Genomic DNA, 14,241 nt, shown 5'->3' on the forward strand with positions numbered 1-14,241 from the left:
ATGAGCGAGATCCTGCTCGAAGCGGTGGACCTGACCAAGCACTACGGATCGGTGGAAGCCTTGGGCGGCGCGTCTTTCCAGGCGCGCGCGGGCGAGGTGACCGCACTGATCGGCGACAACGGCGCGGGCAAGTCCACGCTCGTGAAGTGCCTGTCCGGGGCTGAACAACCGACGTCGGGCCGGATCTTGCTCGAGGGCGAGGAAGTCCATTTCGATTCGCCGGTGGCCGCGCGCCGGGCAGGCATCGAGACGGTGTATCAGGATCTCGCCGTTGCCCCGGACCTCGACCCGGCGGCGAATCTCTTCCTCGGCCGGGAAATCCCGCGCAAGGGCATCCTCGGCAAGCTCGGCATGCTCGACAAGGCGGAGATGCGCCGCCAAGCGGTCGCCGAGTTCGAAAAGCTCGGCGTCGAACTGCAGAGCACCGAGGTGTCGATCGGCTCGTTGTCCGGCGGGCAGCGGCAAAGCGTCGCGGTGGCGCGGTCGGTGGCGTGGGCGTCGAAGGTCGTGTTCATGGACGAACCGACCGCGGCGCTCGGCGTGCGGCAGCGCGAACGCGTGCTGGACGTGATCAAGAAGGTCCGCGACAAGGGCATCGCGGTGGTGCTGATCAGCCACAACATGCCCGAGGTGCTTTCGGTGGCGGACCGGGTCGAGGTGCTGATGCGGGGCAAGCGCGTCGCCCGGTTCGCCGGTGCGGACACGAAACTCGAGGATCTGGTCGCGGCGATGACCGGCGCGCTGGTCCAGGAGGAGGCGGTATGAGCACACAATCGCGCCAGCCTGCTCTTGCCGCCGACTGGGTGCGGGTATCCCGCAAGACACAGGAGGCGGCATGAGCGCACCGGTCAAGGACATCCAGACCGCGGTGGACGGCGAGTTCGTCAAGCCTCCGCTGGGAAAACGGCTCGTCGGGGCCAACACCTTCTGGATCGCACTGGTGCTGATCGCGCTGATCGCGGTCTTCACCGCCATCGCGCCCGCCGAGTTCGCGACGCTGTTCACCTTCCAGACGCTGCTGATCGAAACGTCCGTGCTGCTGGTGCTTTCGGTCGGCATGACGTTCGTGATCATCACCTCCGGCATCGACCTCTCGGTCGGGTCGGTGCTGATCTTCGCCGGGATGGTCGCGGGCAAGACCATGGAATCCCTCAGCGGCGGCGACGCCTCGCACGCCGGCTGGGGCGTCATCACGGTCGGGCTCGTCGCGGCGGTGCTCGCGGGGACGATCTGGGGCCTGATCAACGGGTTCCTCATCGCGGTGGCGGGCATCCCGCCGCTGATCGTCACGCTCGGCACCATGGGCGCCGCGCTCGGCGTGTCGTACCTGCTCAACGGCGGGTCGGACGTGCGCAGCGTGCCCACTGAATTGAACAAGACCCTCGGTTACGGCACGTCGTTCGGCGGGGTCCCGAACCTCGTGCTGGTGGCCGTGGTGATCACGCTGATCGGCGCGTGGCTGCTGCACACCACACGGTTCGGCCGGTACACGTTCGCCGTCGGCTCGAACGCCGAGGCGGCGCGGCGGTCGGGCATCGGCGTGACCGCGCACCTGCTGAAGGTGTACCTGCTCACCGGTTTCCTGGCCGGGATCGCGGGTTTCATGTCGCTGGCGTACTACGCGTCGACCACGATCTCGGCGCACACCAACGACAATCTCAACGCCATCTCCGCGACGGTGATGGGCGGCACGAGCCTGTTCGGCGGCGTCGGCTCGATGCTGGGCACGGTGATCGGGGTGTTCATCCCGGCCGTGCTGAAGAAGGGCTTCAACATCACGCACGTGCAGGACTTCTGGCAGATGATCGCGGTCGGCGCGGTCCTGATCGCGGCGGTCTGGTTCGACCAGCGCCGCCGCCGCAAGCGCAACTCCCGCTGAATCGGTCCCCGAGTACAAAGAGGTGCTTACGATGAAATTCAGCAAGACCGTCCTCGCCGCGGGGACGCTCGCGTCCGCGGCGATGCTGGTGGCCGCGTGCGGGTCCGGGCAGGTGGGACAGAGCGGGTCCGGGGACAAGCCCGGCGGCGACTCCGCGAACAGCAAGAAACTCGCGCTGGTGCCGGGCGTGCAGGCGGAGCCGTTCTACATCTCGATGCAGTGCGGTGCGCAGGAAGAAGCGAAGAAGCTCGGCTACGAGCTGACCACGCAGGCGCCGCAGAAGTTCGACGCGGCCATGCAGACGTCGATCGTCAACGCGATGGGCTCCAACCCGCCCGCCGCGCTGCTCATCGCGCCGACTGACGACCAGGCGATGCTCGCGCCGATCCAGCAGGTGCACAATCGCGGCACGAAGATCGTCGAGGTCGACACTTCGCTCAAGGACAAGAGCGTCGCGGTGTCGTCGGTTTCCTCGGACAACGCCGAGGGCGGCAAGCTCGCCGCGCAGACGATGGCGAAGCTCGTCGGCGACAAGCCGGGTTCGGTGCTGGTCCTCGACACCATCGCGGGCACCTCCACCACCGCGGCCCGTGCGAAGGGGTTCGAGGACGAGCTGAAGAACCATCCGAACCTCAAGTCGGTGGGCATCCAGTTCACCCAGAACGAACCGGATCAGGCCGCGTCGAAGGTGACCGCGGCGCTGGCCTCGACACCGGACCTCGTCGGCATCTTCGCCACCAACCTCAACACCGGCGAGGGCGCGGCGACCGGCCTGCGCAACGCGGGCAAGATCGGCAAGGTCAACCTCGTCGGCTTCGACGCCAGCCCGTCCGAAGTGGACGGTCTGAAGAAGGGCGAGTACCAGGCGCTGATCGCGCAGGACCCGGCGCAGATCGGCACCAAGGGCGTCGATCAGGCGGTGGCCGCGCTCGAGGGCAAGCCGACCGAACGGGACCTGACCGCGCAACTGCACTCGATCACCAAGGACGACCTGGACGCCAATTCGAAGTACTTCTACAAGCAGAGCTGCTAATCTCAGGCTCGACGCGAAGGGGACTTTCCGCACGGAAAGTCCCCTTCGCCGTGTTCGGCGCTAGTATCTACTCCCCCAGGTACCCGAGGGGAGGCTCGTCGATGACCGAGAGTGCCCGGCTGCCGTGGCGCTCCCGCCCGGACGCCGTCGGCGTGCTCGGCGCGGCGCGGAAAGTCGCCGACGACCTGAAAGACGGCCTTTCCGGCGTCCGCGCCCGACGCGCCGCACACGGTCTGCGACGGCTGTTCGACGTCGCCGGGCTGGGGCTGTCCGATCTGTCCGGCACCCTGATGTGGTCTGGCCGCCCCGGCGCCGACGACGCCGTGTCCCAAATCCTGGACGACGTGCTGCACCAGGAAGAGCCGATCACCGTGCGTGGCGTGACAGCGGTTCCGTTGCACGTCCACGACGAACTGGCGGGCGCGTTGCTGCTGGTCGGCGAGGTCCCCGGCGCGGTGACACGGCAGGCGGCGGACCTGGTCGTCCAGTCTTTGGAACGGGGCCGGCTCGAAGCTTCGGCGGACCAAGCCGCGCAAGCCGAACTCCGGGCGCTCCGTGCGGAGATGTCCCCGCACTTCGTCTACAACGCACTCACCGTCATCGCGTCGTTCGTCCGCTCGGAACCGGACCGGGCCCGCGATCTGATGCTCGATTTCGCCGACTACACCCGCTACAGCCTGTCGAGGCACGGCGAGTACACCGTCGTCGCCGAGGAGTTCCGCGCGGTGGAAACGTATCTCGCGCTGCAGCGCGCGGTGCTGGGCGAACGGCTCAAGGTGCAGGTGCGGGTCGCACCGGAGGTGCTTGCGGTGGCGGTGCCGTACCTGGTACTCGAACCCCTCGTGGAAAACGCGATCCGGCACGGCATCGAGCCGCGGTCGGGCACCGGGCTCGTCCAGGTGCACGGACAGGCGGAAGGGAACGACTGCGTGATCAGCGTCGAGGACGACGGGGTCGGCATGGAGCCCGAGCGCGCCGCGGCCATCCTCGCGGGCAGCGGCGACGGCACCGGGCTCGGACTGGCCAATGTGGACAGACGATTGCGCACGGTCTACGGGGCCTGGTACGGGCTGACCGTGGAGACGGCGGTCGGCGAAGGCACCCGCGTCGTATTGCGCGTGCCGCGGTTCCAGCCGGGGGTGCTGCCGTGAGCGGGCTGCGGGTGCTGGCGGTCGACGATCTCGCGCCGGCATTGGACGAACTGTGCCGGATGCTGCGTGAGGCGCCGGAGGTCGGCGAGGTCGTCGGCGCGAGCGACGCACTGAAGGCATTGAAACTGTTGCAGGCAGACCATTTCGACGCGGTCTTCCTCGACATTTCCATGCCCGGCTTGGACGGGCTGGAACTCGCGTCGCTGCTGGCGAAACTGTCCGAACCGCCGGTGATCGTGTTCGTCACCGCACACGACGGGCACGCGGTGACCGCGTACGGCATCGGAGCGGTCGACTATCTGCTCAAGCCGGTGCGCACGGAACGGCTTTCCGCCGCGCTGGCGAAGGTGACTCGCTTGGTGCCGAGCGGCCGTCGACAGTCCTCTCCGGACGCGATGGCCGCGCTGCCGGTCGATTCCGGCGGCCGCACCCGGTATGTCCGCCGCGACGACGTGCTGTTCGCCGAAGCCAACGGCGACTACGTCCGGCTGCACACTCGCGGTGGCGTGCATCCGGTACGAATGCCGATCTCGCGGCTCGAAGAATATTGGGAAGGCACTGGATTTACCCGCGTGCACCGCGGATTCCTGCTTGCGGTGAGTGCGGTGCTGGAACTGCGAAGCGATACGACGGGCGGATTGCTGGCGCACACCGAGGCTGGTGACGTGCCGGTGAGCCGACGGCACGCACGCGATCTCCGGGACCGTTTGCTGGAAGCGGCGCAGCGCGGGCAACTCGGGAGCACCCGGTGAGCCGCCTGTGCTGCGCGGCTCGTGAGTGGCAATGCCGGTTAGAACCGGCGCCAGCACTCACGAGCGTTGCGCGGGAGGTCCGGTGAGCCGCACCAAACGCGTCGCCGTTACCAGTCCGCAGACGAGGCTCGCCCGGTCGCGGCGCCTCGAACGCGGCCGGTGGCGGATGCCCCGCCTGCGCGCGCCGGAAGCCGAACGCGCGGCGGTGCTGTACCGGATCCAGCGCCGTCGCGGAATCCCCGCGCTGGTCGCGATGTTCGTGCTGGTGCTGGGTTTGCCGGTGCTGTTCTCGCTCGCCCCGTCGCTGGACAGCGTGCGGTTGTGGGGAATTCCGCTGTCCTGGCTGCTGATCGCGGTCTTGCCGTACCCGGTGCTGGCCGGGCTCTCGTGGTGGCAGCTGCGGCGAGCGGAGAAGATCGAGGACGATCGGTGAGCGGCCCAGCGCTTGCGCCCCAATGCCACATTGGGTGCGCAACCGGAGCGGGCCGGAGGGGCGGGGCCGGATAGATGGACATCGCGCTCGCGGTAGCGCCGGTCGTCCTCGTCACGCTGCTCATCGGCGTGCGCGGGGTCGCCGCCATGCGCACCACGTCCGACTTCCTGGTGGCGTCCCGGCGAATCTCGCCCTTCGTCAACTCCGCCGCCGTCTCCGGGGAATACCTCTCCGCCGCATCATTCCTCGGCGTCGCCGGGCTCATGGTGAAGGACGGCGTCGGCGCGCTCTGGTACCCCGTCGGCTTCACCGCGGGATACGTCGCGATGCTGGTCCTCGTCGCCGCGCCCATGCGCAGATCCGGCGCGCTGACCGTCCCCGACTTCGCCGAAGCGCGCCTCGCCTCCCCCGCGCTACGCCGTCTCGCCGCGGTTGTCGTGCTGGTGATCGGAACCATCTACGTAGTCCCGCAATTCCGTACCGCCGGGCTGGTGCTCACCGCGGTCGGCGGGACGCCGTACTGGGTCGGCGTGGTCATCGCGGGCACCGCGGTCAGCGTCACGCTCGCGCTCGGCGGGATGCGCGCGGCGACCTACGTCCAGGCGTTCCAGTTCTTCCTGAAACTCGTGCTTTTCCTCGTTCCCGCGCTGTGGCTGGTGCTCCAGATCGGCGCCGAAACCCGCGACGCGAGCCTCCACCCGGTCGAGTTCACCCGCTTCTCGCACGCCACCCCGGTGCAGTTCGACCACGACGTCACCCTGACCTTCCGCGAACCCACCGCGATCGAGGACCGCGGCACAGTTCCGCCCGGACAACTGGTGGTGCACAAGGGAGAACAGCTCACCTTCGCCGCCGGTGCACAAGTCCCCGGCGTCAGCGGAGAGGTCGCGCTCGGCGGGCCGGACTGGCAGCGTCCGCTGCTGGAAATCGACAAGGGATACCCGCTGCTCGGCACCTGGGCGGTCCTCATCGCGACCGTCCTCGGCACGATGGGTCTCCCCCACGTCCTGATGCGCTTCCACACCAGTCCGGACGGTCGCGCCGCGCGCCGCACCGCCGCGATCACCGTGGCGCTGCTCGGGGTCTTCTACCTTTTCCCCGGCATCTACGGTGTCCTCGGCCGGGTGCTCGTGCCGCAGTTGTATTTGTCCGGCAACACCGACACCGTGGTCGTCGCGCTCCCCTCGCAAGTCGACCACAGCTGGGCAGGGCAGTTGTTCACCGCTTTGCTCACCGCGGGCGCGTTCGCGGCGTTTCTGGCGACGTCGCTCGGGTTGCTGCTGGTGATGTCCGGCGCGCTCGCCTACGACCTGATGCCCGGTGGCCTGCGCCGGCTGCGGGTGACGGTCGTGTTCGCCGCGATCGCGATGGTGCTGCTCGCGCTGCCGTCCGCGCGGCTCGACGCCGGAGTGCTGGTGACCTGGGGGTTCACCGTCGCCGCGTCTACGTTCTGCCCGCTGCTCGTGCTCGGCATCTGGTGGCAGCGGCTCACCGCGGCGGGCGCGATCGCCGGAGTGCTGACGGGGCTGGCCGCCTCGTCCGGGTCAATCCTGTTCGCGCTGGCCGGCCCCTCGATGCAAGGTTGGGTGGCGATCTTGGTCTCGCAACCGGCACCCTGGTCGGTACCGCTCGCCTTCGGCGTGATGATCACGGTGTCACTGCGCGGGCGCCCACCGTCCTGGGCCGGGGCCGCGATGCTGCGGCTGCACCTCGACGAACGCCCTTCGTCCGCTTCCGGTGACCGTTCGTCAACCGTTCGTCGCGCGGCGAGGCGTTTGAGCCGCTGACGGTTTCCCTGGCTCGGAGTCCTCCCTACTGTGTCGCGGACCACATCCGCAGCGTCGCACAAGGGAGATCCCATGAGCGCAGGCGACCCGTCCGGCGCCCCGCCGGACTCGACCTGGGAGCAGGTGCACGACAGCGCCGAGTTCCGCCAACTCCGCGGCAGGCTCCGCCGGTTCGTGTTCCCGATGGCCGGACTGTTCCTCGCCTGGTACCTGCTCTACGTCCTGCTCGCCGACTACGCGCACGGCTTCATGAGCACGAAGATCGCGGGCAACTTCACCGTCGGCCTCCTCTTCGGGCTGCTGCAGTTCGTGTCCACGTTCCTCATCACGTGGCTGTACGTGCGCTACGCCAACAAGAACCTCGACCCGCTCGCCGAGCGGATCAAGGACGACATCGAGAACCCGGCGAAGGAGGGCGCATGAGCACGCTCGCCGCGAGCGTCGAGGGCAGCAACCCGACTCTCAACATCACGATCTTCGCGCTGTTCGTGGTCATCACCCTGGTGATCGTGTTCCGCGCGAGCCGCAACACGAAGACCGCGTCGGACTACTACGCGGCGGGCCGCGCGTTCACCGGGCCGCAGAACGGCATCGCGATCTCCGGCGACTACCTGTCGGCGGCGTCGTTCCTCGGCATCGCCGGCGCCATCGCGGTGTACGGCTACGACGGGTTCCTGTACTCGATCGGCTTCCTGGTGGCGTGGCTGGTCGCGCTGCTGCTGGTGGCGGAACTGCTGCGCAACACCGGCAAGTTCACCATGGGCGACGTGCTGGCGTTCCGGATGAAACAGCGTCCGGTGCGCGCGGCGGCAGCGATTTCGACGCTCGTGGTGTCGTTCTTCTACCTGCTGGCGCAGATGGCGGGCGCGGGCGGGCTGGTCGCGCTGCTGCTGGGCATCGACGGCAAGGCCGCACAGTCGCTGGTGATCGCGGTGGTCGGCGTGATCATGATCGCCTACGTCCTGATCGGCGGCATGAAGGGCACCACCTGGGTCCAGATCATCAAAGCGGCGCTGCTGATCGTCGGCGCGCTCGCCATGACGCTGTGGGTGCTCGGCAAGTACGGCTTCAACTTCTCCTCGCTGCTGCAAGGCGCGGTCGACAAAGCAGGCCAGGCCGGCGAAGCGCTGCTCGGACCGGGCAAGCAGTACGGCAAGGACGGCACGACGAAGCTGGACTTCTTCTCCCTCGGCATCGCGTTGGTGCTGGGCACCGCGGGCCTGCCGCACGTGCTGATGCGCTTCTACACGGTGCCGACCGCGCGCGAGGCGCGTCGTTCGGTGGTGTGGGCGATCGTCCTGATCGGCGTGTTCTACCTGTTCACTCTGGTGCTCGGCTACGGCGCGGGCGCGCTGGTCGGGCCGGACGCGATCAAGAAGGCGCCCGGCGGCGTGAACTCCGCGGCTCCGTTGCTGGCGCTGAACCTCGGCGGCCCGGTCCTGCTCGGGCTGATCTCGGCGATCGCGTTCGCCACGATCCTCGCCGTGGTCGCGGGATTGACGATCACCGCGTCCGCCTCGTTCGCGCACGACGTCTACGCGAACGTGCTGAAGAAGGGCAAGGCCAACACCGGTTCGGAGGTCCGCGTCGCGCGGATCACCGCCGTGGTGATCGGCATCGTCGCGATTCTCGGCGGCATTCTGGCGAACGGGCAGAACGTCGCGTTCCTGGTGGCGCTGGCCTTCGCGGTGGCGGCTTCGGCGAACCTGCCGACGATTCTGTACTCGCTGTTCTGGAAGCGGTTCAACACCCAGGGCGCGCTGTGGAGCATTTACGGCGGGCTGATCGTGACGATCGTGCTCATCGTGTTCTCGCCCGCCGTTTCCGGGAAGCCGGTCGACCCGAAGACGGGCAAGAGCGCGTCGATGCTGCAGGGCGTGGACTTCCACTGGTTCCCGCTCGACAACCCGGGTCTGGTCTCGATCCCGATCGCGTTCATCCTCGGCTGGCTGGGCACGATCCTGTCGAAGGAACACGACAAGGCGAAGTTCGCCGAAATGGAAGTACGGGCGCTGACCGGCGCTGGCGCGGAAAAGGCCGTGCAGCACTGAGTTTTGCCCCGCCGAAAACCGCTGGGCGCCGCTTTCGCCGCGGCGCCCAGCGGTTTTCACGACGGCAGCTTCCCCTGCGCGATCCCTTCGAGCGCGCCTTCCAGCACCCGGCGGAGATACCGCCACAACCCGGCCCCCAGCGAAATCCGGGCTACCCCCAGTTCGGCAAGCCCGGCCAGCCCCGGACCGCCGGGAAGCGCCGAAGCATTGACCGGACCGCCCACCTGACGGACGAATTCGGCCAGCACTTCAGGCGAACGCACGAGAATCGGGTAGACGCAGTCGGCCCCGGCTTCGAGATACGCGCGCCCGCGAGCCACGGCGTCGGCGAGCACGGCTTGTTCGTCCGTTGCCCCGAGGAACGAATCCACGCGCGCGTTGACCACCAGCCCGTCACCAGCCGCCCGGCGCAGCTCGGCGAGCCACTCCGCTTGCTCCGCCGCCGGTCGCAGCGCGCCCTTGCCATGGTCGGTGTCCTCGACGTTGCAGCCGACCGCACCGATTTCCTTCAGCCGGGCAGCGAGGTCCGCCGGAGCCAAGCCGTAACCGGCCTCGGCGTCCACGGTCACCGGCACCGCCACCGCGTCCGCGATCCGCTTGGCCGCGGCGAGCATCTCGTCCGCCGACGCGCCTTCGTGGTCCGCTTTCCCGAGCGCCGCCGCGACCGCCGCGGAACTCGTTGCCACCACCGGGAATCCGGCGGTTTCCACTGCCTTCGCGGTATCCGCGTCCCAAGCGTTCGGCAGGATCAACGGTTTCCCGGGCACATGCAGCGCCCGCAGCAGCTCAGCGCTCACTCCGCACGCTCCGGCAACTCGGCGTGGCTCGCGACCATGAGCCGGTTCCAGGTGTTGATGGCGACGACGCACCACGCGAGCGCGCGGTACTGGTCCTCGGTGAACACGCGGACCGCCTCGGCGTAGACGTCTTCGGGAACGTCCTTGTGGTCCGAGATGAGGGTCATCGCCTCGGTGTACGCGAGCGCGGCGCGTTCCTGCTCGGTGAACAGTTCGGTCTCGCGCCATCCCTCAAGCACGAAAAGCCGTCGCGGCGATTCCCCGGCTTCGACGGCCATCGCCGCGTGCATGTCGAGGCAGTAAGCGCATCCGTTGATCTGCGACGCGCGCATTTTGACCAGCTCGATGAGCTTCACGTCGAGCCCCGCGTTCGCGCTGGCCTTCTTCACCTCGCCTTGCAGGTGGGACATCGCTTGATACAACCCGCCGGTGGCGAGCGCGATTCGCTTCGTCATGCCGATTACGCTAATCGGGATTGGCCTAGGCGGGTGGTCCAGTTCGAGGTGGGTCCCGTGGGCCAGTCAGCGCGCTTCGGTCAAGGGAGAACGCTGCGGGACAAGACCAGTTCGGGTCGCGCGCCTGATCGACCGGCCGCGCGCGACCCCGTCCCGGTCAGCGGCCGCAGAACAGGCACAGCGGCAGAACCAGCTCCAGATCCGTCTTCCGCACCGGCTTCCCGTCCACCGGCGTCTTCCCCGGCGGGGTGTCCGCGGACGGCTGGATGCCGCCCGCCGCGACGCGGTCCAGGGTGCGCAAACCAGCCGAGCCGACCGTGCCGAAGACCGTGTAGTTCGGCAGCAGGCTGGAATCCCCGTACACCACGAAGAACTGCGATCCGTTCGTGTCCGGGCCGGCGTTCGCCATGGCCAGCAGGCCGCGCGCGTACGTGCGGCGCTTGCCGGTCGGGTCGGACGGGGCGGGCGGGAGCGTCGTCGGGAGTTCGTCGCGGAACTTGTAGCCCGGGCCGCCCTCGCCGGTGCCGGACGGGTCGCCGCACTGCAGGACCTTCAGCGTCGGGTACGCGGTGAGCCGGTGGCAAGTCGTCTGGTTGTAGAAGCCGTGCGCGGCCAGGTGCAAGAAGCTCTGCACGGTGCACGGAGCCTGCGCGCGGTCGAGCCGCAGCGGGAGCAGGCCCTGGTTGGAGAAGACGGCGACGTCGACGCTGCCGTGGTCCGGCGTGTGCTTCGGGTCGCGCGGCAGGGAAACCGGGCGCACCGCGGGGTCGTCCGGAGTCGGGGTGTACTGGCACGGCCCCGAGGCGACCTTCGGCGGCGCCTCAGCCGCCGAAGCCGGTACAGCCACGGCGACCAGCGACAACGCGGTCAGCACGGACACGAGCAGTCTTTTCATTCCGGTTCCCTCCCAGTGCACGGAGGATCGCAGTATAGGGACGGGAAACTGCCTGCGCTTCCGGCGAAAGTCGCAACCTGACCGGCTGTCAGCGGGGTCGTGAGTGTCTACGCCGGTTAGCACCGGCATTGCCGCTCACGAGGTTTTCAGCTCCGCGATCAGCCGGTCCGCCGCCGCGAACGGGTCCAGTTCCCGGGCCACCACTCGCGCCGCCAAGTCGCTCAGCCGATCGCCGTCCCGGAGGTCCGCCAGTTCCGCGTGCAGCCTCCGCAACGCGATCGCGGCGACCTCCTCCCGGGCGCGAGCGGCGCGGCGGCGGTCCAATTCCCCGTGTGCCACAAGCCATTCATGATGCGTCCGCAACGCCGACACCACTTCGTCGACGCCCTCGCCCTTCGCCGCCACCGTGCGGACGATCGGCTGCCGCCAGCTCGGCCCGCGCAGTTCGCGGCGGGCCAGGGTGATCATCTGCTTGAGGTCGTGCACCGTCGCGTCGGCGCCGTCGCGGTCGGCTTTGTTGACCACGAACACGTCCGCGATCTCCAGCACCCCGGCTTTCGCCGCCTGGATGCCGTCGCCCATTCCCGGAGCCAGCAAAACCACGGTGGTGTCGGCCAGTTTCACAACGTCCACTTCGGACTGTCCAACCCCGACAGTCTCGATCAGCACGACATCGAAACCGGCCGCGTCCAGCACCCGCACCGCCTGCGGGGTCGCCCACGAAAGCCCGCCGAGGTGTCCCCGGGTCGCCATCGAGCGGATGAACACGCCGGGATCGGTGGCGTGCTCGGTCATCCGGATCCGGTCGCCGAGCAACGCACCGCCGGAGAACGGCGACGACGGGTCGATCGCCAGCACCCCGACGCGCAAACCCTCGCCGCGCAAAGCGGTGAGCAGCGCGGACGTCGAGGTTGACTTGCCGACCCCGGGCGGGCCGGTGAGCCCGACGACGCGGGCGCGCCCGGTACAGGGCGTCAAAGCGCGGGCGATGTCCGCGACTTGCGGCGACGAAGCAGTGTCCGACTCGATAAGCGAAATGAGCCGGGCGACCGCGCGCGGTTGTCCTTCCCGCGCGCGGCCGACCAGCTCGTCGAGGTCCGGGCCGGCCAACTTACGCCGACGGGACGCGGATCAGCAGCGCGTCGCCCTGTCCGCCGCCACCGCACAGTGCGGCCGCACCGAGGCCGCCGCCGCGCCGGCGCAGCTCGTGCACCAGGTGCACGGCCAGCCGCGCGCCGGAAGCGCCGATCGGGTGGCCCAGCGCGATCGCGCCGCCGTTGACGTTCACCTTCGACTCGTCCAGCCCGAGCTTCTCGCTCGACACCAGGCCGACCGCGGCGAACGCCTCGTTGATCTCCACCAGGTCCAGGTCGCCGACGTCCAGCTTCGCCTTCTTCAGCGCGGCGCGGATCGCGTTCGACGGCTGCTCGTGCAGGCTCGCGTCCGGACCGGCGACGACGCCGTGCGCGCCGATCTCGGCCAGCGGCGTGATGCCCAGCTCGGCCGCCTTCTCCGGGCTGGCCACGATCACCGCGGCCGCACCGTCGGAGATCTGCGACGCCGAACCGGCGGTGATGGTGCCGTCCGGGGCGAACGCCGGACGCAGCTTCGCGAGGCTCTCGCCGGTGGTGTCGGCCCGCACGCCCTCGTCGGTGGAGAACACGACCGGGTCGCCCTTGCGCTGCGGGATCGACACCGGCGCGATCTCCTCGCGGAAGAACCCGGCCTCGATCGCCGCCGCGGCCCGCTGGTGCGAACGCGCGGAGAACGCGTCCTGCTGCTCGCGGGTGACGCTGTAGCGGCCGTTGTGCTTCTCTGTCGAAACACCCATCGCGACCTGGTCGAACGCGCAGAACAGGCCGTCGTAGGCCATGTGGTCGACCAGCGTGGTGTCGCCGTACTTGAACCCGGAGCGCGACTTCGGCAGCAGGTGCGGGGCCTGCGTCATCGACTCCTGGCCGCCCGCGACGACGAGGTCGAACTCGCCCGCGCGGATCAGCTGGTCGGCGAGCGCGATCGCGTCGAGGCCGGACAGGCAGACCTTGTTGATGGTCAGCGCCGGGACGTCCATCGGAATGCCCGCGGCGACCGCGGCTTGGCGCGCCGGGATCTGGCCCGCGCCGGCGGTGAGCACCTGGCCCATGATCGTGTACTGGACCTGGTCCGGGGAGACGCCGGCCCGTTCGAGCGCGGCCTTGATCGCGATCCCGCCCAGCTGGGCTCCCGAGAAGTCCTTCAACGAGCCGAGCAGTCGCCCGATCGGGGTACGGGCAGCGCCCAGGATCACGGAACCGGACACGACGTCCTCCAAAGCATCGGTGCACTGGCAGTGTTCCCACGATACGGCCTGCGCGGGGTTCCCGGCGCGTCTTGATGGAGCCAGTGTGAGGGGGCGCACGCGGGGTTCCGCGAGGCCCGGCGGGGCTTATCCTCCCCGGTATGGACACCGAGCCCAGCGCATCCGTGCTCAAGCCGTTCGTGACCGCGATCGACCACGTCGGCATCGCCGTGCCCGACCTCGACGCGGCCATCGCCTTCCACCGCGACCACTTCGGCCTGGAGGTCGCGCACGAGGAGGTGAACGACGAGCAGGGCGTGCGCGAGGCGATGCTGCGCGCGCCGGGTACCGCGGGCACCGAGACGATGATCCAGCTGCTGGCCCCGTCCCGGGACGATTCGACGATCGCCAAGTTCATCGGCCGCAACGGTCCCGGCCTGCAGCAGCTCGCGCTGCGAGTGTCCGATGTGGACGCCGCGGCGGCGGCGCTTCGCGCGCAGGGGCTGCGGTTGCTGTACGACGCGGCCAAGCGCGGGACCTCGAACAGCCGGGTCAACTTCGTGCATCCGAAGGACGCGGGCGGGGTTCTGGTCGAACTGGTGGAGCCCGCGCGCTGAACCGCGCCCCAATGTGGCATTGGGTGCATCTGACGCACCGAACGCCACATTGGGTGCATCGCATGCACCCAATGCCACATTGGGGAAGCTTCGGGCGCGAAGGGCGCGGTGCG

The 14,241-nt window shown here is 69.1% G+C and carries 15 protein-coding genes; 10 read left to right on the forward strand and 5 right to left on the reverse strand.

All coding sequences use genetic code 11. The features are described from left to right. The 9 genes from H4281_RS19135 (at position 1) to H4281_RS19175 (ending at position 9,086) form a co-directional block, all read left to right on the forward strand. A complete protein-coding gene (locus tag H4281_RS19135; protein ID WP_182892294.1) occupies positions 1 to 765 on the forward strand; it encodes an ATP-binding cassette domain-containing protein in 765 nt (254 codons plus the stop codon). Positions 766 to 835: 70 nt separating this feature from the next. Then, complete coding sequence (locus H4281_RS19140) at positions 836 to 1,879, forward strand: ABC transporter permease (protein ID WP_182892295.1); 1,044 nt, start codon at positions 836 to 838, stop codon at positions 1,877 to 1,879. A gap of 31 nt (positions 1,880 to 1,910) precedes the next feature. Next, positions 1,911 to 2,912 (forward strand): ABC transporter substrate-binding protein, encoded by a 1,002-nt coding sequence (locus tag H4281_RS19145; protein ID WP_182892296.1) that lies wholly within the window; start codon positions 1,911 to 1,913, stop codon positions 2,910 to 2,912. Between the two features lie 101 nt (positions 2,913 to 3,013). After that, complete coding sequence (locus tag H4281_RS19150; RefSeq protein ID WP_182892297.1) at positions 3,014 to 4,063, forward strand: sensor histidine kinase; 1,050 nt, start codon at positions 3,014 to 3,016, stop codon at positions 4,061 to 4,063. Then, the gene (locus H4281_RS19155) at positions 4,060 to 4,815 is read left to right on the forward strand and encodes a LytR/AlgR family response regulator transcription factor (protein ID WP_037811898.1); all 756 of its coding nucleotides are present in this window, start codon (positions 4,060 to 4,062) and stop codon (positions 4,813 to 4,815) included. The genes H4281_RS19150 and H4281_RS19155 overlap by 4 nt, the downstream gene beginning before the upstream one ends. An 82-nt stretch (positions 4,816 to 4,897) precedes the next feature. Continuing rightward, complete coding sequence (locus H4281_RS19160; protein WP_067583425.1) at positions 4,898 to 5,248, forward strand: DUF485 domain-containing protein; 351 nt, start codon at positions 4,898 to 4,900, stop codon at positions 5,246 to 5,248. Positions 5,249 to 5,322: 74 nt separating this feature from the next. Continuing rightward, a complete protein-coding gene (locus tag H4281_RS19165; protein WP_182892298.1) occupies positions 5,323 to 7,035 on the forward strand; it encodes a sodium/solute symporter in 1,713 nt (570 codons plus the stop codon). A 72-nt stretch (positions 7,036 to 7,107) separates the two neighbouring features. Next, positions 7,108 to 7,458, forward strand: a complete 351-nt coding sequence (locus H4281_RS19170; protein ID WP_182892299.1) for a DUF485 domain-containing protein — start codon at positions 7,108 to 7,110, stop codon at positions 7,456 to 7,458. Next, a complete protein-coding gene (locus H4281_RS19175) occupies positions 7,455 to 9,086 on the forward strand; it encodes a monocarboxylic acid transporter (protein ID WP_182892300.1) in 1,632 nt (543 codons plus the stop codon). The genes H4281_RS19170 and H4281_RS19175 overlap by 4 nt, the downstream gene beginning before the upstream one ends. A 56-nt stretch (positions 9,087 to 9,142) precedes the next feature. On the opposite strand, the gene H4281_RS19180 is transcribed toward H4281_RS19175, so the two are convergent. The 5 genes from H4281_RS19180 to H4281_RS19200 form a co-directional block, all read right to left on the reverse strand. Then, positions 9,143 to 9,883: an isocitrate lyase/PEP mutase family protein gene (locus H4281_RS19180; RefSeq protein ID WP_182892301.1), complete on the reverse strand. Its 741-nt coding sequence runs from the start codon at positions 9,881 to 9,883 to the stop codon at positions 9,143 to 9,145. Further along, positions 9,880 to 10,338: a carboxymuconolactone decarboxylase family protein gene (locus tag H4281_RS19185; protein ID WP_182892302.1), complete on the reverse strand. Its 459-nt coding sequence runs from the start codon at positions 10,336 to 10,338 to the stop codon at positions 9,880 to 9,882. The genes H4281_RS19180 and H4281_RS19185 overlap by 4 nt, the downstream gene beginning before the upstream one ends. 157 nt (positions 10,339 to 10,495) lie before the next feature. Continuing rightward, entirely contained in the window at positions 10,496 to 11,233 is a 738-nt protein-coding gene (locus H4281_RS19190; protein ID WP_182892303.1) for a peptidylprolyl isomerase, read from the reverse strand. 135 nt (positions 11,234 to 11,368) lie between these two features. Further along, positions 11,369 to 12,343, reverse strand: coding sequence for a methylmalonyl Co-A mutase-associated GTPase MeaB (gene meaB, locus H4281_RS19195; protein WP_182892304.1), 975 nt, complete (start codon positions 12,341 to 12,343; stop codon positions 11,369 to 11,371). A gap of 1 nt (position 12,344) precedes the next feature. After that, positions 12,345 to 13,532 carry an acetyl-CoA C-acetyltransferase gene (locus H4281_RS19200; RefSeq protein ID WP_182892305.1) on the reverse strand — a complete coding sequence of 396 codons (1,188 nt, stop codon included), beginning with the start codon at positions 13,530 to 13,532 and terminating at the stop codon, positions 12,345 to 12,347. A 140-nt stretch (positions 13,533 to 13,672) separates the two neighbouring features. Between H4281_RS19200 and mce the strand changes: the two genes are divergently transcribed. Beyond that, a complete protein-coding gene (gene mce, locus H4281_RS19205; RefSeq protein WP_182892306.1) occupies positions 13,673 to 14,128 on the forward strand; it encodes a methylmalonyl-CoA epimerase in 456 nt (151 codons plus the stop codon). Positions 14,129 to 14,241 lie beyond the last annotated feature (113 nt).

It is taken from the genome of Amycolatopsis dendrobii, assembly GCF_014145675.1.
Taxonomy (GTDB): domain Bacteria; phylum Actinomycetota; class Actinomycetes; order Mycobacteriales; family Pseudonocardiaceae; genus Amycolatopsis; species Amycolatopsis dendrobii.